This is a genomic window from Robiginitalea biformata HTCC2501, from assembly GCF_000024125.1.
GTDB classification, from domain to species: domain Bacteria; phylum Bacteroidota; class Bacteroidia; order Flavobacteriales; family Flavobacteriaceae; genus Robiginitalea; species Robiginitalea biformata.
The window spans coordinates 1,433,815-1,453,802 of the sequence record NC_013222.1 but is presented as its reverse complement, the minus strand read 5'-3'; the positions used below and the strand labels follow the sequence as shown (position 1 = coordinate 1,453,802).

Sequence of the window (19,988 nt, the reverse complement as noted above, 5' to 3'; positions counted from 1 at the left end):
GTTCAAATTTCATAAAATCATATGAGTATCGCTTTGAATTACCGGGTGTCTAAAGGTTTTGTTAATATGTCGAATGAAACTCAGGAAGCCCTTTAATTTTGTTATATTTCGCAAAATTTTTGAGATGTTTAAAAATATAATGATAGTCCTTTTGTCCGTGGCCGCGTCCGGCACCCTTTCCGCCCAGGCCAACCGGCAATTGCGCAACAATGGCATGAGTGCCGCAACCGGGAATTTCTTCTCTGAAATGCGCAAGAAGAAAGATGCGCAGTCTTCCATTACGGAAACCGTGGGCACCCCGTATATCGAAGAGAGTTTCAAACCCTGCGAGGTGTATTACGGGGACGAACTGGTAGGAAAGTTTTTCTACCGCCACAATGCTTTCAATGACGAAATCGAGATTAAGGACTCCCAGGTTCCCGGGGAAGAGGTTACTTCTCTAGCAACTATGCGGGAGCTTCGGCTGGTGGATTTGGTAAGCGGCAATGAGCTCTCCCTGATGACCTATGAGAATAAGGATGAACAAATGCGGAACGGGTATCTCTACGAACTGAAGGATGGGGAAAAATACCACCTGCTTTTCAAAAAGAACGTTAAGTTCACCGAGGGGACCAAACCGGCCAACCCGCTGCTCCGCCCCACCCCGAACAAGTTTTCGAAGTTTGTGGAGTACTACTACTTCACAGACGACAGCAAGGTTGCCCATTATGTGCCGACGCGCAAGGGCAAATTCCTACGCTCCTTCTCCGATAAGGAGATTCAGGAAAAACTCAAGGAATTTATCAAGGAGGAGGACATCAACCTGAATCGGGAGGAAGACCTTGTACGGGTTTTCAAGTTCCTGGACCAGCAGGCCTGATCCCAATTAAATATTCCCAAAAACCATCTGCCCGGGCAGGTGGTTTTTTTTTACCTTCAATCCATGAAAGAGGAACTCCACATCTTTGGCATACGCGCGGTCCTGGAAGCGCTTGAAGCAGGGAAGACCCCGGAAAAAATCCTGGTGCGCAAAGATCTTACGGGCAACCTGTTCCGGCAGTTGCAGGAAGCGGCCAAAAAGCATAATATGAGCCTTACGGTGGTTCCGCCAGAGCGGTTCCGGCGCTTTGAATCGCGCAACCACCAGGGGGTGGTGGCCGTGCTCTCCCCGATCACGTACCGGGAACATACGGCCCTGATCGATGAAACACTGGCCCGGGACAAGGCTCCTCTCTTCCTCCTGTTGGACGGTGTATCCGATGTGCGTAACCTCGGCGCAATCATCCGTACGGCTGAATGTGCCGGCGTCAGCGGGCTTTTCCTCCCCGCCAGCGGCAGTGCTCCCGTTTCCGCCGATACGATCAAAACTTCCGCTGGGGCTGCGTTTAACCTGCCCATAGCGAGAAGCCCGCACCTGAAAGACGTTGTATACTACCTCCAGGCCTCCGGGGTGCGCCTGGTGGCTGCCACCGAAAAAGCAGAAAGCACACTCTACGAGGCGGACCTTACCGGGCCCCTGGCCTTGATCATGGGATCTGAGGACCGGGGCATCCACCCTTCGCTCCTGAAGCTCTGCGACATCCAGGCCCAATTGCCCATGCAGGGAAGCATTGAGTCCCTGAACGTCTCGGTGGCCTGCGGGGTTTTCCTCTTCGAAGCCCAGCGACAACGCGCTTAGGCAATCAGCATTTAGCCAGGTTTTTTTGCGAAACCGGCAAGCCGGGCACCGGGAGCCGGCACCAATGATTCATCCCGACTTTACGGCATTTCTTTGATTTCCGGATTTTATTTGCTTTTCGGATTTTCCGCACCATCCGGTCTATCCTGTCCATCCGGTTTATCCTGGCCATCCCGTTTATCCGGGCCATCCGGTTTATAGTGGTATCGGTAGGTGACGGTTGCCCGTCCCGGGGATCGACGGCTTCCGGGATTTGCAGGGGGTGCGGGGACATTGGGGGTATCCGGGCCTGAAGTATCCGGGCCTGAAGTATCCGGGCCTGAGGCGTACGGACCTGAGGCATCCGGGCCTGAGGCGTACGGGCCTGAGGCATCCGGGCCGGCGATGTCTGAACTTGGGGAGCCCGGGTCGGGGCTCTCCGGGGATCCAATAAAATTTCCCTCCTGGTCGAATTGCCGCATAAACGGGTCGTCCTCCTCCCGGTAGTCCTCCCGTTCCCAATCGTATTTGGGCGGCACAGGCACCCGGACCCGGAAGAATGCAGCCAGAAGGAACCCCACCAGGGCCCCGCTTAAGTGCCCTTCCCAGGATATCCCCTCCTTGATAGGGAAGACGTACCACAACAAGCTGCCATACAGGAAAACGACCCCAAGCGACAGGGCCACCAACCGGTAATGCCGGGTAAAAACCCCCTTGAAGAAAATAAAGCTCGCCAACAAGTAGATAATGCCACTGGCCCCGATGTGATAGGACGGCCTGCCGATGCACCAGGTGAGCAACCCGGTCAGTAACGCGCCGAGGATGAGCGTCCGCCAGGCGATGGGACGGTAAAAATAAAACAGGGTCGCTGTCAGGATGCCCAGGGGGAGCGTGTTGTTGTACAGGTGGTCCAGGGATCCGTGGATCCAGGGGCTTGCCAGGACGCCCCGCAAACCCGTCAGGGTCCTCGGGTATATTCCCCAGGTGTTCAGGTTTAGCCCCAGGCGCAGTTCCAGCAGGTATACGCTCCAGATAGCCAGAACCAGGACCATGGGCACGGCCAGGACCCAGGTGGAGTACCGGAAATGTTGCTCGTCGGACATAGGCTGCCAAGTTACTAAAATCCCCGGCCCCGGCAGGAAAACAGCAGGATCATCCCACGAGGCTTTCCTGTTAATTATAGTATTTTTGAATTATGAACGAACCCCTTGCCGAACGCGTCCGGCCGCGAAAACTCTCCGAATACCTGAGCCAAACCCACCTGGTGGGGCCCCAGGGCGCCCTCACCCGGCAAATCGCAAACGGTACGGTGCCCTCGATGATCTTCTGGGGCCCGCCCGGTACGGGCAAAACCACGCTGGCCCATATCATTGCCGAGGAAAGCGGCCGGCCCTTCTTCACCCTGTCCGCTATCAACAGCGGGGTAAAGGATGTCCGGGAAGTCATCGAAAAAGCCCGCCAGGGGGGTGGCTTGTTTACCACGCGCAACCCGATCCTCTTTATTGATGAAATTCATCGCTTCAGCAAATCCCAGCAGGATTCCCTCCTGGCCGCTGTGGAAAAAGGCTGGGTCACGTTAATCGGCGCTACCACGGAAAACCCGAGCTTCGAGGTAATCCCCGCACTGCTCTCCCGCTGCCAGGTATATACGCTGGAATCGTTTGGGAAGGAGGACCTTTTAAAACTCCTGGAGCGGGCCATGGCAAGTGATAGCCAGCTACAGTCCCGGGAAATTAAATTGGAGGAAACCGATGCGCTCCTCAGGCTTTCCGGGGGAGATGGCCGTAAGCTCCTGAATATTTTTGAACTCGTCGTTTCGGCTTCCCCGGAAGACCCGGTGCGCATTACAGACAAAATGGTGACCGACCTGGTGCAGAACCAGCCCGCGCGATACGATAAAACAGGCGAGCAGCACTACGATATCATCTCGGCATTTATCAAGTCCATCCGGGGCAGCGACCCGAATGCAGCTGTGTATTGGCTGGCCCGTATGGTTGCCGGTGGCGAGGACGTAAAGTTCATTGCCAGGCGCATGGTCATTGCCGCTTCCGAGGACATCGGCCTGGCCAATCCCACAGCACTGGTCATGGCCAATACCACCTTCCAGGCGGTGCAGGCAATCGGGTATCCGGAAGCCCGGATTATCCTGAGCCAGTGTGCCGTTTACCTGGCCACCTCCCCCAAGAGCAACAGCACGTATGCCGCCATCAACAAGGCCATGGGCGCGGTTGAAAAAAGCGGGGACCTGCCGGTGCCCCTGCCGCTGCGAAACGCCCCCACCAAGCTGATGAAAGAACTCGGCTACGGGACCAACTACCAGTACGCCCACGACCAACCCGGGAATTTTGCCGATATGGAATTCCTCCCGGAGGCCCTGTCAGGCACGGGATTCTATACTCCGGGTAAGAATGCACGGGAAGCTGCCCTGGTGGAATTTTTAAAATCCCGCTGGAAGGATAAATACGATTTTGAAGGGTGATACCCCCCGGGGGATTTCGCCCAATTGTCCCCGCCTGGAATTTTACGGCACCTGCATCTGTCTGCGGACCTGCATTAAAATTTAATCCGAATCCGCTCCGTCCGCAGTTTGCCCGCGTCGTAAAACTCGTGGATCCAGAAATCGTCCTGTTGGTACAACATCCCCCGGGTTTCGCCGTCCACCACAACGATGTACCGGTCGGCCTGGGAGGTTTTCATCAGTTTCATTCGAATCTTAGGGGTACTGTCTACCAACTGGAAGCCATTTTCGATTTCCTGGGCATATAACAATTCGCCGGAATCCGGGGCAGGGGAGCCGGAATCCGTAGCATGGGAGCTGGCACCCGATACACGGGGTTCGGTATCAGCCCCGCTGCCACCGGGGTCCGCTGTATCCGGCCGGGAAGCGGCGGGCACATTGCCGGAAACCGGGCTCTCCGGGCGCTGGGGGATCGCCTCCCGGGCGGCTTCAAGGGCCCTGGCGGATTCCATTGCTGTGGCGGATTCCTCCTCCCTCACCTGCCCGGCAGGAGGTTCGCTTACAGGGGCCGCTTCTGCACTACCGGAAACCGCGTCCGATACAGCGGTCCCTGCCCCCGGGGTATAGGAGTAGCCCATCCCCGCCAGGGACTGAAAGGCTTCGGCTATTGCCCCTTTGTAGGCGTCCGCATAATCCTTCTCCTTGCTGGTTCCCTCCATGGTTTCAAAAACCACCTCGCCCTGGCAGTCCACAAACTGCAATGCGACGCGGGTCATAAACATACCCGAATCGTCCCGAAGCTTCACATAGGCAGCCTGGCAGGGGTCTATCCGGAGCTCCGTCGGCTGTTGCGTATCGTATACGGCCGGGAAACCGTTTTCTGTCAGGTAATACTTAACAATCGTGCTGGTCTGGTGCTGGTTCACCTTTTTAAACGCTTCAAAGTGCGTGGGCACCACGATGTATTTGTAGGGGTTCAACTGGGCACGGCCGCTAAAAACACAGCAGCTAAAAAACAGCAACACACTAATCCTCAGTAACATAGTAGATAAATCTCTTAGAACTCCAAGATAGGATTTTTAATCCGAACTGGAAAGGTAGCAGGGGGTCCGGGCACCGGGTCCTTACCCACACGCCCCCCTTTGGGGGACCTGGCGGTTACAGGAGGGATTTTAGTTCCTCCAGGCCGTAAATCACCGGGCCTGCGGTATCCGCCGGCTCCGGGTGGACATGGAAATGAACCGTCTGCAGACCTGCAGAGCGGGCACCCAGGACATCCGCCTCCAGGCTATCCCCTACCATCACCGACCGACTGGCTGGGACGCCCGCCAATTCCGTGGCAAGTTGGAAGATCCGGGGATCGGGCTTTTTGACCCCGGCCTGTTCCGAATGGACAATTTCGGAGAAATAACTGTCAATCCGGCTATTGCGCAACTTGCGATACTGCACCTCCCCGAAACCGTTCGTGATGATATGCAACCGGTATTTTCCGGACAGGTAGCCCAGGATGTCCGCAGCACCCGGGACCAGGTGCGTCTGTAAACTCAGCTGGTCGATGTACGCCTGGGCCAACTGGTTAATCTGCCGGTCGTCCAGGCGGAGATCCAGCCGGTCGAAAACGATGCGGAGGCGCCGGTACCGCAATTCTTCCGCCTGAATCCTGCCTTCCCGATATTCCTTCCAGAGTTGCAGGTTCAGCGGAATATAAACCTGCAGGAACCGGGAAACATCCACCGGCAGGCCGGCTTCCCGGAAAATATTGCGGTAGGTGACTTCCGAATTCCGCTCAAAGTCCCAGAGGGTGTGGTCCAGGTCAAAAAAGATATCGGTGACGGGGTGATCGATCATGGTTGGGATTGGGGATTCTATCAGGCTGTTAAAGGTTATCAGGCTGTTGAAGGTTACTTGTGATACTTGGCAACTACCTGTTCGTAGAGTTCCAGCCAGCCCTTGGTCTGGTATCCGCCCAGGAGTTCATTGGAAAAGATACAGCCAAAATACCCGTTGACCTCTTTCAAAGTAGCGTAAAGCTCGTCCAAAGCCTCCCAGAGCGCCTTCCTGTTGGCAAAGGCCAATAGGGAATAATCGTGAAAGGCAAAGGGGAAGATCTTGATGGGCTGCTGTGTTTCCAGGTTGATGTCGTAGAAATAGAAGGGGGTACAGGTGCTGGCCCTGAACCCGATCCGGTGCGTGTACCCCATGGTGTAGTCTTCGGTGAATTCGGCTTCGATCAGGTCGCGGTACGTCTGGGGGATGTCCACCCGGTTGTAGCGCAGGCGCGAATAGTTCACCGGGCGGTTCAGCACGTCGGACAACCGCCTTTTTTCCTCCTTGAGCACCTCCAGGTTCCCCGAGGCCGTATAGGAGGCTGCCAGGGATACCACCGAGTAGTCCGCCACCGATTTGATCAGGTGCCGGAACCGGTTGTTGTAAGGGGATACATTCTTATCATAGGTGGAATACTCGGCAAACTGGAAGAAGAATTTGGCCGCCACCGGAAACTTCTTATGAATATCTATCAGCGCATCGTAGTTGTCGTACGGGTCCCGGGAAGGGTCGAACCAAACCCGGACGCGGTCCCAGGTCCTGCGGAATTTCAGCCGGGAAAGGTCTAGCAGGAACCCGCCCAGGCTCCTGAAGAACCCCCGTCGCGCGTAGCAGTGAGACGTGGTCACGTCGATGACGGGCCGGAATGTATAGACCGGTGGAGCTGCCTGGAGTTCCGGGAACCGGTCCTTCAGGAGGCCGAGGAGTTTGTACGCCCAAAGGTCGATCAGGGGCAGGTGGAGGAAATCGTGTTCAAACGCCAGGCTCTCCCTGGGTGGGAAACGGCCGTGCATATCCCGGACGTGCGGCAGGTATTCCTCATACCGGCTGATCAGGTAGAACGAAGCCGCCAGGATGTCATAGGGGATGTTGGATCGGTCCCCGGTGCGGAAAAAACAGGGCAACCCGTCCCACTGGCCCATCTGGACGGGGATGGTATCCACCCCCTGCTGAAAGAGCAGGTCGTGGCTGCGGATAAAAAATTCATTTTGCAGCGGCTGGCGCGTATAGGTGATTTTAGGGCCCTTGTGACCGATAAAATCTTCCACCTTACTGCTAAAGCGTACTTCAATCCCGAGGATCCTGGTAAAGAGCTGCCGGGCCGTATACGTAAAACGCGGGCTTATCTTATGGGTATAGATCAGAAGTTCTGTCAATGCCTAAAGTAATTGTTCGTCTGCAAAGCTAAAATACGCCGTTCCTCCGAGTATCAGGTGATCGAGCACCCGGATATCCATGGAACGGGCCGCTTTTTCAATTTTACGGGTAATCTGCCGGTCCGCTTTACTCGGCTGCAGGTTCCCCGATGGGTGGTTATGGGCCAGAACCAGGGACACGGCGTGTAACTCCAGGGCTTTACGCAGCAACAGCCGAACGTCTACGAGGGTCCCCGTCAGCCCGCCTTTGCTCAACTGGAACCGGCTGAGGACCCCGTTTGCATTGTTCAGGTAAAGCACCCAGAATTCTTCGTGGTCCAGGCGGGCAAGCACCGGCTGGAGCATCCGGAATGCATCCGCGCTTTCGCGGATCCGGATACGCTTGAGCCCCGGGCCGTTTGCCAACCTCCTGGCCACCTCCAGGGCAGCGGCAATCGCGGCGGCTTTCGCCGGCCCCACCCCGGAAAAGGAGCGCAGCCCTTCCACAGATATGCGTTCCAGGCCGCTCAGACTGCCCCCGGCGTTTCCCAGAATACGGCGCGCAAGTGCGAGGGCTGTTTCCCCCCGCGTCCCGGAACCCAACAGCACGGCCAGCAATTCCGCGTCCGACAGGGCGGTTACCCCGGCGTCCAGAAGGCGCTCCCTGGGGCGTTCCCCGGGCGACCAGCAGGGAATGGATTCATTGGGTTTCAGTTCCGGCATATAAAAATAGATAACAATTTGAAAACGCAATCCTCCAGCAGCAGCCGCTGAATTTTGTAACTTTCCGTAAAACTCGAATTGTGAAATCCCTCTTTGACCCGGAAGCCCACAGGGAAATCAAATCCCGCCTGAAACAGCTCAGGGCCGACGACAAGCCGGCCTGGGGTCGTATGAGCGCAGGGCAGATGGTATGGCATTGCCAATTCCCCCTCAAAATAGCCATCAAAAACAAGGACGTCCGGATGCGCACGAACCCCCTACTCCTTTGGTTCTTCAAAAAAAGCCTCTACAACGACCGGTTATGGCGTAAAAACCTGCCAACTGCCCCCGGCGCTAAAGCTACCGAACCCAGGGATTTCGACGCGGAATTTCCGGTACTGATAGACCTGGTGGATGCCTGCCACGCCCTGAAGGACCGCAAAGTGTGGAACCCCCACCCCATGTTCGGCGAACTAACCCCGGAACAATGGGGGAAAATGCAATACAAGCACCTGGACCACCACCTCCGCCAATTTGGGAAATAAGCCCGCACGGAAAAGCCGGTGCGGCCCCTTACCTGAATTTTCCGGCAAGCGCCTCCAGATCCAGCCCCCCGTAATTCCCGCTGCTCATCATGAGCAGGACGGTATCGGAAACCTCCAGGTCCTCCAGCGCCTCCCGTAGCGCGGCCGTTTCTGTATATACCTCCAGATGCTGCAGATTAAAAGCACGTTGGATATCCTCCGGGCTGATTTCCTCCAAACCCTTGATCTTTAGCGCTTCGGGGGTGTAGAACACCAGGGCGCGGTCCGCGGCATCCAGGCTTCCCCTGTAGTCGGACAGGAAGTCCGCGTTCAGGCTGCTGTAGGTGTGCAATTCCAGGCAGGCGACGAGCTTTTTCCCCGGGTATTGCTCCCGGACCGCCCGGGTAGTGGCTTGCGCCTTACTGGGCGAATGCGCAAAATCCTTGAACAGGTATCCCGCATCATTCCCCGCCAGTAATTCGAGGCGTCGCGCAGCCCCCTTAAAGGTTGCCATGGCTTCGTAGAACTCCGTGGCATCCACCCCCATTTGCTGGCAGATCCACTGGGCACCTGCCATATTGTTCAGGTTGTGCCGGCCAAACACCTTCAGCGGCATCATACCTTCCGGGGTGTCCAGGTAGGTTACCCCGTCCCGGATTTCATAATCCGGCGTGGCATAAGGGAACTTGCGGATCGGCGCCTGAAGGCCCTCCACAAGCGCCTTCACCTCGGGGTCTTCCGTGTTGTAGGTAATGCTGCCGCCGGGGACAATCCCCTCCAGGAATATCCGGAACTGCTCCAAGTAGTTTTCAAAGGTGGGGAACACGTTGATATGGTCCCAGGCAATCCCGCTTAGCAGCGCAATGTTCGGTTGATACAAATGGAATTTCGGCCTCCGGTCGATGGCGGACGAGAGATACTCATCCCCTTCCAGGACCATAAACTCATTCTCCCCGGTGAGGTGGACCATCCGGTCGAAACCGTCGAGTTGTGCTCCCACCATATAATCCGCGGGTTTGTCCCAGTAGCTGAGCACGTGCAGGATCATGGAAGTGATCGTCGTCTTCCCGTGGCTGCCCCCGATAACCACGCGGGTCTTGTCCCTGGCCTGTTCGTACAGGAATTCCGGATAGGAGTAGATGGGCACCCCGAGTTCCCGGGCCCGGGCCAGTTCCGGGTTGTCGGCCCGCGCATGCATCCCGAGGATCACCGCGTCCAGGCCGCTGTGGATTTTATCCGGGAACCACCCAAAGGTGTCCGGGAGCAACCCGGCTTTTTGCAACCGGGTCTTGGAAGGTTCAAAAATGACGTCGTCGCTCCCGCTGATTCGGTGTCCCTTGTCGTGGAGCGCGAGCGCCAGGTTGTGCATGGCACTTCCGCCTATGGCGATAAAATGGATGTTCATACCTATTGGATAGCTGCCGCCAAAGATACGCAATGCACATGGGTTGGCCAGCCCGGGTGCCCTCCGGCAACGACCTTGTCTTTTGGGGACGAAAGGCGTAATTTACACCGCGAACACGGGAACTTTTCCCAAGGAAATATTTCGTTTATGGAATACTCGCTCAACACGATGGCCCCAAGGGAAATCATGCCCGGATTCAACGGGCGGATGGTACACGGAGAAAAAATGAGCCTGGCCTTCTGGGAGGTCCGGGAAGGGGCCGAGGTGCCCCCGCACCAACACGAACACGAACAAATCATGCACGTCCTGGAGGGGCGTTTTGAATTTACGCTGGACGGGCATACGGGCACCTATGGCCCGGGGGATATCGTCCTGATCCCGTCGGGGGCGATGCACAGCGGGAAGGCCCTGACCCCCTGCCGGTTACTGGACGCCTTTGCCCCCGTTCGCGAAGAATACCGATAAACCGAAGGATATGGAAATCTCATTAGAAGGGAAACACGCCCTGGTAGGCGGCAGCAGCCGGGGTATCGGCCTGGGGGTTGCCCGGGAACTCGCAGCCAGCGGTGCACGGGTAACCCTCGCAGCCCGGAGCGGGGACAAACTCCGGCAACTCGTCGGGGAGTTGGCGGATGAAACCGGGCGCGGGCACGGGTTTATCCAGGTAGACTATACGGACCTTGCAACGTATAAAACGCAAATCGCAGAGTTTCTTGAAAACGACCCGGTCGATATCCTGGTCAACAACACGCAGGGGCCGCCGGCAGGCACCAGCCTGGAGCAGACCGTGGACGACTACCAACAGGCGTTTGACCTGTTGTTTAAATCCGTGGTGCATACGACGCACTGCGCCCTGCCCCACATGCGGCAACAGGGTTGGGGGCGCATCATCAATGTCGCCTCGGTTTCCGTCCGCGAGCCGCTGGGCTACCTGGCGCTTTCCAATAGTATCCGCGCGGCTGTGGTGAGTTGGGGCAAAACGCTTGCCTCCGATGCCGGGCCCCATGGGATTACGGTAAATTCGGTGCTTACGGGCTATTTCGACACGGAGCGACTCGCCTCCCTGAACAATAAAAAAGCGGAGCAAATGGGCGTTGACACGTCCGAAGTCACCGGGAAACTCCTGGATAATGTCCCCTTGCGCCGGTTTGGTAAGCCCGAAGAGTACGGGTACCTGGCCACCTTCCTGGCATCCGACAGGGCTGCGTATATCACCGGGGCGGTGATCCCGCTGGACGGCGGGCTGCTACGTTCCTATTAACCCGCCCGAACGAAAGGGGGATTCCCGCATCCGGTCGGAAGGCCGGCAACCCGGCAGCCCGCTACCGGGGAGGAAAGGATGAAAACGCTTTTTGGGCCACCTGCAATAGCCGGGCCTCGCGTTCCGCCGGGTCGGCCTGCTCCCGGAACCGATCGGTAGTGATTGCCTGCCATACCAGGGTTTCCCTGGTGCGGTCTATCACGTCAAAGGTAATCCGCCGCTCCAGCCCGTTGCCGTTGACCGGGATGCCAACGGATACCCCGCCGCCCACCTGCCGGCCCGTACCCCCCATGCCAAAGCCCACGCTGCTGCCCGACGGCCGGTCGTAGGTATCGCTGTAAATATTTACCAAAAAGTCCGGTTCCTCGGATTGCTGGAACCCGCGCTGCCGAAGGACTGTTTCCACGGCGTCGAGCAAACGGCGCGCGTCCAGGTCGCTCAGCCCGGTTTGCATTTCGGGGTAGAAGTTATAGGTGCCGTAAGCGGACCAGTCCTGTTCCCGCTCATAATCGGTTTGAACCCGGACGGTTCCGCATGCTGAAACCAATAGGAGGCAGATCAGTATCCGAAGGTGATTCATAGCAGAGGTACTTGGGTCTTCCTCCCTAAATTACGCAAATTGGCGCTAGTGGTAAAGCGTTGTCCGGCCTATTCGTTGAACGGCTCCCGCCTTATTCGTTGAACGGCTCCCGCCTTATTCGTTCAATGGTTCCGGGCTTATTCGTTCAACAGCTTCCAGAGCTGATCCTTCAGCTGCGTCAGGCCCTGGCCGGAAACCGAGGAGATAAACAGGTAAGGCACCCCGGGCAAACTATTCTGCAATTCAGCGTCGAGTTCCCGGGTGAGCTCCGCGTCGAGCAGGTCGGACTTGGAAACGGCGAGCAACCGACGCTTGTCCAGCAGTTCCGGGTTGTATTTGCGGAGTTCCCCCAGCAGGACCTGGTAGTCGGAGGCAATGTCCTGGCTGTCTGCCGGCACCAGGAACAACAACAAGGCATTTCGCTCGATATGCCTCAGGAAATAATGCCCCAGGCCCTTCCCCTCGGAGGCGCCTTCGATAATCCCCGGGATATCCGCGATGACAAAGCTCTTAAAATCCCGGTATTTGACAATCCCCAGGTTGGGTTTGAGAGTGGTAAACTCGTAGTCGGCAATTTTTGGCTTGGCGGAAGTCAAGGCGGCTAAAAGCGTGGATTTTCCGGCATTCGGAAAGCCCACTAGCCCAACATCCGCGAGCACTTTAAGCTCCAACAGCAGGTTTTTCTCCTCCCCGGGCAACCCCGGCTGGGCATAGCGCGGCGTCTGGTTTGTGGAGCTCTTGAAGTGCCAGTTGCCCCGGCCCCCCTTCCCGCCTTCGGCCACGATCTCCTCCTGCCCGTCTTCGGTAATCTCAAAGAGTTGCTCCCCGGAATCGGTATCCTTTACCACCGTGCCCAACGGAACCTCCAGAACGACGTCTTCCCCGTCCGCCCCGGTGCTGCGCTGGCGTCCTCCGTGTTCCCCGTGGCCCGCCTGGAAGTGGCGTTTGAACTTAAAGCCCAGCAAGGTCCAGAGATCCTTGTTTCCCCGGACGATCACATGGCCGCCCCGGCCGCCGTCCCCGCCGTCCGGACCGCCCTTGGCGACGTATTTTTCGCGCCTGAGGTGCGCAGAACCCTGCCCCCCCTTCCCGGACCGGAGGTGGATCTTAACATAATCGACAAAGTTGCCTTCCGTCATGGGGTGCAGGTGTTAGTTACTGCGGCCTGTTGCAGCCGCTGATTGGTCCTACAACGATTCGATGACCCCGGCCAGGCGGTCGGTAATCTCCTGGATCTCGCCGATCCCGTTTACGCTGTAGAATTTATCCTGTTCCTCGTAGTAGGATTTAAGGGGTGCCGTTTTCTCGTTGTATTCCCGGAAACGGTTCTTGATTTTCTCCGGGTCCTGGTCGTCCGAACGGCCGCTGACCTTGCCGCGCTCCAGGAGTCGCTCCAGCAGGACGTCGTCCGAAGCCTCCAGGGCAATGGTAGCGTCGATTTGCATGTCCTTGGTCCGGAGGAAATCGTCCAGGGCTTCGGCCTGCGCCACAGTCCGGGGGAAACCGTCAAAAATAAAGCCTGCGGCTTCCGGGTTTTTCTCGACCTCCTCCTGCAGCATCCGGATGGTAACCTCATCGGGCACCAGGTCCCCTTTATCGATATAGGATTTCGCCAGGTTGCCGAGTTCCGTGCCGTTCTTGATGTTGTATCGGAACACATCGCCGGTGGAGATGTGCTTCAGGTCGTACTTCTCTTTCAGGAAAGCCGCCTGGGTACCTTTTCCGGCCCCGGGTTTCCCAAATAAGACCAGGTTGATCATGGGTGGTTTGTTTAGTTGGTAAATATCGCGCAGGTTCCGGCCCTGCTCTTTGTAATCCAGGCCGTAACCCACAATAAATTTGTCGGGGATTTCCAGGCCGAAATAGTCGATCGGGTACTCCCCGTTGTAGATTTCCGATTTGTAGAACAAGGTGGCTATCCTGAAGTCTTTAACATTCTTGTTGGCAAACAAATGCACGAGTTCCTGGAGGGTGCGCCCCGTATCCACGATGTCTTCCAGGATGATAACGTGCCGCCCCTCTACCTGTTCGGGAAGGTCCAGCAGGGTTTCCACAATCCCCGTAGAGGTCAGCCCCCTGTAGGAACTCAGCTTAACAAAGGTGAGCTCGCAGGGATGCGGGTAGTGTTTCATAAAATCGGAGACAAACATGTAGGCCCCGTTGAGGACGCCCACAAAAACGGGTACGGCGTCCCTGTAATCCTCCGCGATTTCAGCAGCCACCTTCTCCACTGCCCTGAGGATCTCGGATTCCGGGATAAAATGGTTAAATCGTTTGCCGTAAATTGTTACCGACTGTTCCATGCCTTGTTAGAAACGCGAAGATAGTGTTTTGATTTTTCTTTTTTGACCGGGGGCCCCCGGCTTTCTGAGATTAAGCTGTATTTTTGTGGGACCGTTCAAAAAACGAAAACACCCGAATATGCCGGGCACCAAGCCATATTTTTCTACCGATTTTACCCTGGGGATCCTGGGAGGCGGCCAACTGGGGAAAATGCTCCTTTACAAAACGCGCCAATGGGATATTGCCACCAAGGTGCTGGACCCGTCCGGTGCAGCGCCGGCACGGCTGGCCTGCAACCAATTTCAGCAAGGCGACCTGATGGACTACGACACGGTGATGGACTTTGGCCGGGACGTGGATGTCCTGACCATCGAGATCGAAAACGTCAATGTTTCCGCCCTGGAGGACCTGGAAGACCAGGGCGTGCGCGTCTATCCGCCGCCGGCCATGCTCCGGACCATACAGAACAAGGCGAGCCAGAAATTATTCTATACGGATAAGGGTATTCCCACCGCGCCGTTCACCCGGTTTGCCTACACCAGTGAGATAACCGACAGCCTGAAAAACGGAGGGCTCTCCCTGCCGTTTGTCTGGAAAAGCGCCCGGTTCGGTTACGATGGGCAGGGCGTGAAGATCGTCCGGGAAGCCGCCGACCTGCAGGGACTTCCCAACGTGGAATGCATTGCGGAAAACCTGGTGGATTTTGCCACGGAACTCGCAGTTATCGTAGCCAGGAACCCGGACGGGGAAGTCGTCACCTACCCGGTAGTGGAAATGGAGTTCCACCCGGAAGCCAACCAGGTGGAATATGTGCTCTGCCCGGCCCGTATCCCGGACAAGCTGGCCGGCAAAGCCCGTGAAATAGCGTTAAAGGCCGCTTCGGCATATGGCGCCGTCGGCCTGCTGGCCGTTGAGCTTTTCCTCACGCCCGGCGGGGACATCCTGGTTAACGAGGTGGCGCCCCGGCCCCACAACAGCGGGCATTTCAGCCTGGAAGGCAGTTATACGGACCAGTTCGAACAACATCTCCGGGCCATCCTCAACCTGCCCCTGGGCAGTACGGATAACAAGGTGGCCACGGTCATGGTCAACCTGGTAGGCGAAGCAGACCACCGGGGGCCTGTGAGCTATGAAGGAATCGGGGACATCCTGGCAATGCCCGGAGTCAGCCCGCATATTTACGGGAAAAAGGAAACGCGGCCATTCCGGAAAATGGGGCACGTAACCATCGCGGACGCCTCCCTGGAAAAAGCCCGGGAAACCGCCGCAAAAGTCAAGGCCCGGATCCGGGTCCAATCCAAAACGAAGGAAGCATGAGTAAAGTAGCCGTTGTCATGGGCAGTACAAGCGACCTGCCTGTCATGCAGGAAGCTATCGACCTGTTGCAAAAGTTGGAAATAACCGTGGAAGTCGACATCGTTTCGGCCCACCGGACGCCGGAAAAGCTCGCTGAATTTGCCAGCGAGGCGCATAAAAAAGGCATTTCCGTCATTATTGCCGGGGCCGGTGGCGCTGCCCACCTGCCGGGGATGGTAGCCGCGTATTCGCCCCTGCCGGTTATCGGAGTACCGGTCAGGAGTTCCAACTCCATCGACGGATGGGATTCGGTCCTCTCCATCCTGCAAATGCCGGGAGGGGTGCCGGTAGCCACCGTAGCCCTGAACGGGGCCCGGAATGCCGGTATCCTGGCAGCACAGATCCTGGGCAGTTCCGACCCCGCACTACTTAAAAAAATTATCGCCTTTAAGGAATCCCTCAAGGAGAAAGTGCTCGATGGCGCCAGCGAAGTGCGCCGCAAATTCAATAGCTGAGGCCAGAGCCACTGCCCGGCCGGAAATAGAAACCTCTCGCATTCCAAATCCAAAAACATGGAGAACCCGCTGCTGCAGCCCTTTGACGCTGCCCCTTTTTCATCGATCCGAACCGAACATTTCAAGCCCGCCTTTGACGCAGCACTGGCCGAAGCCCGGGCGGAAATCGACGCTATTGCGGACCATCCGGCCCCGCCGGATTTTGAGAATACGATTGCAGCCCTGGATTATGCCGGCTCCAGGCTGGACCGCATCAGCAGTATCTTCTTCAACCTGAATGCCGCCGAGACCAATGCGGAAATCCAGGCGCTGGCCCAGGAAGTCTCCCCCCTGCTCAGCGAATTCAGCAACGACATTACACTGAACGAGTCCCTCTTTGACCGTGTCCGGCAAGTCTACGAGGCCCGGGAAACGATGGACCTGGATGCCGAATCCCGGACCTTAGTGGAAAAGAAATTCCTGCACTTCAGGCGGAACGGCGCCCTGCTGGATGCCGCGGGCAAAAAACGGCTGCGGGAAATCGATTCGGAATTGTCCCGATTGAAACTCACCTTCGGGGAGCACATCCTGGAGGAAACCAACTCCTACGAATTACACATCACCCGGGAAGAAGACCTGGAAGGCCTGCCGGAGTCCCAGCGCGAAGCGGCCCGCATACGCGCCGGGTCGGGCGGCAAGGAAGGGTGGATCATTACGCTGGACTACCCGTCTTACCTCCCGTTTATGAAGTACGCCGCTAACCGGAACCTGCGAAAAGAACTCTACCTGGCCTTCGGCAGCAAGGGGTTTCACGGCGATGCCCGGGACAACCGGGAAATTGTGCTCAGGATTGCCAACCTCCGCTTTGAACGGGCCCGGTTGCTGGGCTACGCGAGCCACGCCGATTTCGTGCTGGAGCAGCGCATGGCAAAATCCCCGGAAACCGTCCGGGAATTCCTGGAGGAACTCTTGGAGAAGGCGCTGCCTGCAGCAAAACGAGAACTAGGGGAACTGGCAGCCTACGCGGAAAAACGGGACGGGCTGACCCAATTGGAGCCCTGGGACAAGGCCTATTATTCGGAAAAACTAAAACAGGAGAAATTTGCGCTGGACGATGAAATCCTCAAACCGTACTTCCAGCTCGAGAACGTCATTGACGGCGTTTTTGAAATAGCCGGCCGGCTCTACGGCCTGTCCTTCCAGCCTGAGGATTCCCTCCCCACCTATCACGAGGAAGTCCGCACCTACCGGGTTGTGGATGCGGATGGGAAGCTGGTAGCCCTGTTCTACGCGGATTTCCACCCGCGCCCCGGAAAACGGGGTGGCGCCTGGATGACTTCGTATAAACCCCAATACCGCAAAGGCGGTACGGTGGAGCGCCCGCATATCGCCATCGTCTGCAACTTTACGCGGCCGACCTCCAGCCAACCCGCCTTGCTGACCTTTGACGAGGTGACCACCCTCTTCCACGAATTCGGGCACGCCCTCCACGGGATGCTGGCAGATACCACCTACCCGGGGCTATCCGGAACATCGGTATACTGGGATTTTGTGGAACTGCCCAGCCAGCTCATGGAAAACTGGTGTTACGAGCCCGACGCCCTGGCACTTTTTGCCAGACATTACAAAACCGGGGAAATTTTGCCGGATACATTGATTGAAAAAATCAAGGCCAGCGCGAATTTCCAGGAGGGGATCGCCACGGTGCGCCAGCTCAGCTTCGGATTCCTCGACATGGCCTGGCACGGGGGCAACCCGTCGGATATCACGGATGTCAAAGCGCATGAATCCGAAGCATTTGCACCTACCCGGCTCTTCCCCGAACATCCGGAAACCTGCATGAGCACGGCTTTTGCGCATATTTTCCAGGGCGGGTACGCCTCGGGCTACTACAGCTACAAATGGGCCGAGGTCCTCGACGCGGATGCCTTTGCCTCATTCAGGGAATCCGGGATATTTGACCGGGAAACAGCCCGTCGTTTCCGGGATCACATCCTGTCGCGGGGGGGTACCGAGGACCCGATGGAACTCTATGTCCGTTTCCGGGGCCGCGAGCCAGAAATCGACGCCCTGCTCAAACGGGCCGGCCTGGTGCCTGCCGTAAACTAGTTCGTTTACTGTCCGGGTTGGTAAGCGTCGTACCCGCCGGTCAGGTCGACCACACGGGTATAGCCCAGGGTGAGAAGCCTTTCGGAGGCACGGGCGCTCCGCCCCCCTTTTTTGCAATACAGGTAGATTTCGGCATCTTTCGGGATATCTTCCAACCGCGAGTTGAAATCGTCGGCAAACCAGTCGATATTGACGGCCCCCGGCAGATGACCCTCATTGAATTCCGCAGGGGTCCGGACATCCAGCAGTACCGCCCCTTCGGACAGGGAGGACGGATTGAATGCCTCCATGGGCAATTGTTCCGCCTGTGCCGCAACCTGCAGGGAACACATGGCCAAAAATAACGCGATCAATGGTTTCATATACGAACGACTCTTTAGAGCAAGGTAGCATTATTCCTTAAATTTCAGTTATTTTTGATCCTAGTTTTACCCGGATGCCCAAACAAGAATTACATCCAGAAAAATGGGTAGACCGCTATGCGGATTACCTCTATAATTACGCCGTGGTACGGGTAAACGACGAGGAACTCGCCAGGGACCTCGTTCAGGAAACCTTCGTCGCCGGCTTACAGTCGGCTCCCAACTTTAAAGGGAATGCCGCCGAAAAGACCTGGCTCATAGCCATCCTCAAACGCAAAGTCATCGATCATTACCGCAAATCGAACACCTTCAAGGGCAAGGCAGAGGTCCGGATGCATTATTCTTCCCAATCCGGGCAGGAAGGCGACTGGCTGGAAGAGATGGCCGCAGACCCGGAATCCACAAAGGAAAACGACACGGTCGAAAACGAGGAACTCGGGATGGCCATCCGGGAATGCATCGGACGTTTACCCGAAAAGCAGGCGCAGGTATTCACCATGAAAACCATACGCGGGATGCGTACGGAAGATGTTTGTAAAGAATTGGATATTAACCCGTCTAATCTCTGGGTAATCGTACACAGGGCCCGAACGGCCCTGATGGGGTGCCTGAACGAAATATGGTTTAAACAAGCGACATGATCAGTTGTGACGAAGCGGTAACGATCTGCCATAAGAACCAGTACAGGGAAGCCTCCCTGGCGGAGCGGCTCCGGCTGTGGGCCCACCTGATTGTCTGCCGGCAATGTGCGCGCTTTTCCAGGAAAAACAGCCGGCTCACCGACTTGTGCAACCAGGCTTCACTCCACGTCCTGCCGGAGGAGGAAAAGGAAAAATTAAAACAACGGCTGGAAAAGGAACGGGGTCAGGGCCCGGCCAGCTGATCCCAGGCTACGAATGCCGCCAGGCATACCATGGGAATGCCCTCCACCCAGAAGGAAGCGTAATAAGGGGGTTGATCCCTGCTGCTGAACTGGATGGCGAGCCCGGTTAAAACAGCCGCGAGCCCCTTACTCACCCACTCTGCGCCTGTTGGCAGATCCTTAAGCGCCACCGTCACCATAAGCAAGAAGGCCCCGATCCACCCCAGCCGGCGGGTTCCGGCCATCCCCAGCCGCCTCGGCAGCGTACGGATGGCCGGCGGATCCGAATCCATATCCCGTATTTCGAAAGGCAGCATCAGCAATCCCACCCATAGGAATCGCTGGACACTCTCCACCCAAAGGTCCCAGCCAAGAGTACTTCCACTGCCCCATACCGGTATCCAGACCGTGGCTGCCACCCAGACCAGGGCTACCAGAGGCACCTTCAGCAAGCCAAAACTGCGCAGGTTCCGAAAGCCCGGAAACAGGGGCAGCGAATACAGGGCAGCCAGTACGGCGCATGCCGCACTCATCCACCAGTAGGGTATATCCAGCAGAAACAGGAAATACAGGCCCACCAACAGGCAGACGAGGCTCAGGGCAAATAACAGCCGGATGCGCGATCCCTTTTTCGGTCGGTACTTCCAGGGCTCCGCCCCGTATTTCAGGCAATTGTAACCCGCAATACTCCCAAAGAACAGGGCGCCGTAATACTCCGGCTGCACGGTAGCCCCGGATAGCCGCTCCGTATAATAGAGCAGCGCCAGCAATACAGCCGCAACGTGGATACTTCCACCGACATACATGCGGAAAACTGCGTGGTAAAGGCGCATG

At 57.1% G+C, this 19,988-nt stretch carries 22 protein-coding genes; 11 read left to right on the top strand and 11 right to left on the bottom strand.

What is annotated here, in order from left to right:
• The first annotated feature begins 124 nt into the window (after positions 1–124).
• Positions 125–859, top strand: coding sequence for a hypothetical protein (locus RB2501_RS06390; protein WP_148214302.1), 735 nt, complete (start codon positions 125–127; stop codon positions 857–859).
• Between the two features lie 63 nt (positions 860–922).
• Positions 923–1,657: a 23S rRNA (guanosine(2251)-2'-O)-methyltransferase RlmB gene (gene rlmB / locus RB2501_RS06385; protein ID WP_015753945.1), complete on the top strand. Its 735-nt coding sequence runs from the start codon at positions 923–925 to the stop codon at positions 1,655–1,657.
• Between the two features lie 107 nt (positions 1,658–1,764).
• Here the strand turns inward: rlmB and RB2501_RS06380 are convergent, their stop codons facing one another.
• Complete coding sequence (locus tag RB2501_RS06380; RefSeq protein WP_015753944.1) at positions 1,765–2,739, bottom strand: rhomboid family intramembrane serine protease; 975 nt, start codon at positions 2,737–2,739, stop codon at positions 1,765–1,767.
• A 92-nt stretch (positions 2,740–2,831) separates the two neighbouring features.
• Here RB2501_RS06380 and RB2501_RS06375 point away from each other — a divergent pair, with 92 nt between their 5' ends.
• Positions 2,832–4,115: a replication-associated recombination protein A gene (locus RB2501_RS06375; protein WP_015753943.1), complete on the top strand. Its 1,284-nt coding sequence runs from the start codon at positions 2,832–2,834 to the stop codon at positions 4,113–4,115.
• A gap of 74 nt (positions 4,116–4,189) precedes the next feature.
• Here the strand turns inward: RB2501_RS06375 and RB2501_RS06370 are convergent, their stop codons facing one another.
• The 4 genes from RB2501_RS06370 to radC form a co-directional block, all read right to left on the bottom strand.
• On the bottom strand, positions 4,190–5,137 hold the full coding sequence (locus tag RB2501_RS06370) for a hypothetical protein (protein ID WP_148214301.1): 948 nt from the start codon (positions 5,135–5,137) through the stop codon (positions 4,190–4,192).
• 115 nt (positions 5,138–5,252) lie between these two features.
• Positions 5,253–5,942, bottom strand: coding sequence for a YjjG family noncanonical pyrimidine nucleotidase (locus tag RB2501_RS06365; protein ID WP_015753941.1), 690 nt, complete (start codon positions 5,940–5,942; stop codon positions 5,253–5,255).
• Positions 5,943–5,995: 53 nt separating this feature from the next.
• Positions 5,996–7,297 (bottom strand): polysaccharide deacetylase family protein, encoded by a 1,302-nt coding sequence (locus RB2501_RS06360; protein WP_015753940.1) that lies wholly within the window; start codon positions 7,295–7,297, stop codon positions 5,996–5,998.
• A gap of 3 nt (positions 7,298–7,300) precedes the next feature.
• The gene (gene radC / locus RB2501_RS06355; protein ID WP_041327562.1) at positions 7,301–7,999 is read right to left on the bottom strand and encodes a RadC family protein; all 699 of its coding nucleotides are present in this window, start codon (positions 7,997–7,999) and stop codon (positions 7,301–7,303) included.
• An 80-nt stretch (positions 8,000–8,079) separates the two neighbouring features.
• Here radC and RB2501_RS06350 point away from each other — a divergent pair, with 80 nt between their 5' ends.
• Positions 8,080–8,523 carry a DUF1569 domain-containing protein gene (locus RB2501_RS06350; protein ID WP_015753938.1) on the top strand — a complete coding sequence of 148 codons (444 nt, stop codon included), beginning with the start codon at positions 8,080–8,082 and terminating at the stop codon, positions 8,521–8,523.
• A gap of 28 nt (positions 8,524–8,551) precedes the next feature.
• Here RB2501_RS06350 and RB2501_RS06345 read toward each other — a convergent pair whose 3' ends face one another.
• Positions 8,552–9,907: a UDP-N-acetylmuramate--L-alanine ligase gene (locus RB2501_RS06345; RefSeq protein ID WP_015753937.1), complete on the bottom strand. Its 1,356-nt coding sequence runs from the start codon at positions 9,905–9,907 to the stop codon at positions 8,552–8,554.
• A 147-nt stretch (positions 9,908–10,054) separates the two neighbouring features.
• Here RB2501_RS06345 and RB2501_RS06340 point away from each other — a divergent pair, with 147 nt between their 5' ends.
• A complete protein-coding gene (locus RB2501_RS06340) occupies positions 10,055–10,372 on the top strand; it encodes a cupin domain-containing protein (protein WP_015753936.1) in 318 nt (105 codons plus the stop codon).
• Positions 10,373–10,382: 10 nt separating this feature from the next.
• Positions 10,383–11,168 carry an SDR family oxidoreductase gene (locus tag RB2501_RS06335; protein WP_015753935.1) on the top strand — a complete coding sequence of 262 codons (786 nt, stop codon included), beginning with the start codon at positions 10,383–10,385 and terminating at the stop codon, positions 11,166–11,168.
• A 61-nt stretch (positions 11,169–11,229) separates the two neighbouring features.
• Here the strand turns inward: RB2501_RS06335 and RB2501_RS06330 are convergent, their stop codons facing one another.
• The 3 genes from RB2501_RS06330 to RB2501_RS15970 form a co-directional block, all read right to left on the bottom strand.
• Complete coding sequence (locus RB2501_RS06330; RefSeq protein WP_015753934.1) at positions 11,230–11,748, bottom strand: DUF4136 domain-containing protein; 519 nt, start codon at positions 11,746–11,748, stop codon at positions 11,230–11,232.
• A gap of 137 nt (positions 11,749–11,885) precedes the next feature.
• Positions 11,886–12,887, bottom strand: coding sequence for a GTPase ObgE (gene obgE / locus RB2501_RS06325; protein WP_015753933.1), 1,002 nt, complete (start codon positions 12,885–12,887; stop codon positions 11,886–11,888).
• 48 nt (positions 12,888–12,935) lie between these two features.
• The gene (locus RB2501_RS15970) at positions 12,936–14,051 is read right to left on the bottom strand and encodes an adenylate kinase (protein ID WP_015753932.1); all 1,116 of its coding nucleotides are present in this window, start codon (positions 14,049–14,051) and stop codon (positions 12,936–12,938) included.
• A 118-nt stretch (positions 14,052–14,169) separates the two neighbouring features.
• On the opposite strand from RB2501_RS15970, the gene RB2501_RS06315 reads away from it, so the two are divergent.
• Genes RB2501_RS06315 through RB2501_RS06305 form a run of 3 tightly spaced genes read left to right on the top strand, consistent with a single transcriptional unit; the run spans position 14,170 to position 17,930 of the window.
• A complete protein-coding gene (locus RB2501_RS06315) occupies positions 14,170–15,348 on the top strand; it encodes a 5-(carboxyamino)imidazole ribonucleotide synthase (protein ID WP_015753931.1) in 1,179 nt (392 codons plus the stop codon).
• Entirely contained in the window at positions 15,345–15,842 is a 498-nt protein-coding gene (gene purE / locus RB2501_RS06310) for a 5-(carboxyamino)imidazole ribonucleotide mutase (RefSeq protein ID WP_015753930.1), read from the top strand. The genes RB2501_RS06315 and purE overlap by 4 nt, the downstream gene beginning before the upstream one ends.
• A gap of 57 nt (positions 15,843–15,899) precedes the next feature.
• Positions 15,900–17,930: a M3 family metallopeptidase gene (locus RB2501_RS06305; RefSeq protein ID WP_015753929.1), complete on the top strand. Its 2,031-nt coding sequence runs from the start codon at positions 15,900–15,902 to the stop codon at positions 17,928–17,930.
• A 5-nt stretch (positions 17,931–17,935) separates the two neighbouring features.
• On the opposite strand, the gene RB2501_RS06300 is transcribed toward RB2501_RS06305, so the two are convergent.
• Complete coding sequence (locus RB2501_RS06300; protein WP_041327030.1) at positions 17,936–18,292, bottom strand: rhodanese-like domain-containing protein; 357 nt, start codon at positions 18,290–18,292, stop codon at positions 17,936–17,938.
• 74 nt (positions 18,293–18,366) lie between these two features.
• On the opposite strand from RB2501_RS06300, the gene RB2501_RS06295 reads away from it, so the two are divergent.
• Positions 18,367–18,933, top strand: coding sequence for a sigma-70 family RNA polymerase sigma factor (locus RB2501_RS06295; RefSeq protein ID WP_015753927.1), 567 nt, complete (start codon positions 18,367–18,369; stop codon positions 18,931–18,933).
• Positions 18,930–19,175 carry a hypothetical protein gene (locus tag RB2501_RS06290; RefSeq protein WP_015753926.1) on the top strand — a complete coding sequence of 82 codons (246 nt, stop codon included), beginning with the start codon at positions 18,930–18,932 and terminating at the stop codon, positions 19,173–19,175. The genes RB2501_RS06295 and RB2501_RS06290 overlap by 4 nt, the downstream gene beginning before the upstream one ends.
• On the opposite strand, the gene RB2501_RS06285 is transcribed toward RB2501_RS06290, so the two are convergent.
• Positions 19,157–19,987, bottom strand: a complete 831-nt coding sequence (locus tag RB2501_RS06285) for a UbiA prenyltransferase family protein (RefSeq protein WP_015753925.1) — start codon at positions 19,985–19,987, stop codon at positions 19,157–19,159. The genes RB2501_RS06290 and RB2501_RS06285 overlap by 19 nt on opposite strands.
• Position 19,988: the final 1 nt, after the last annotated feature.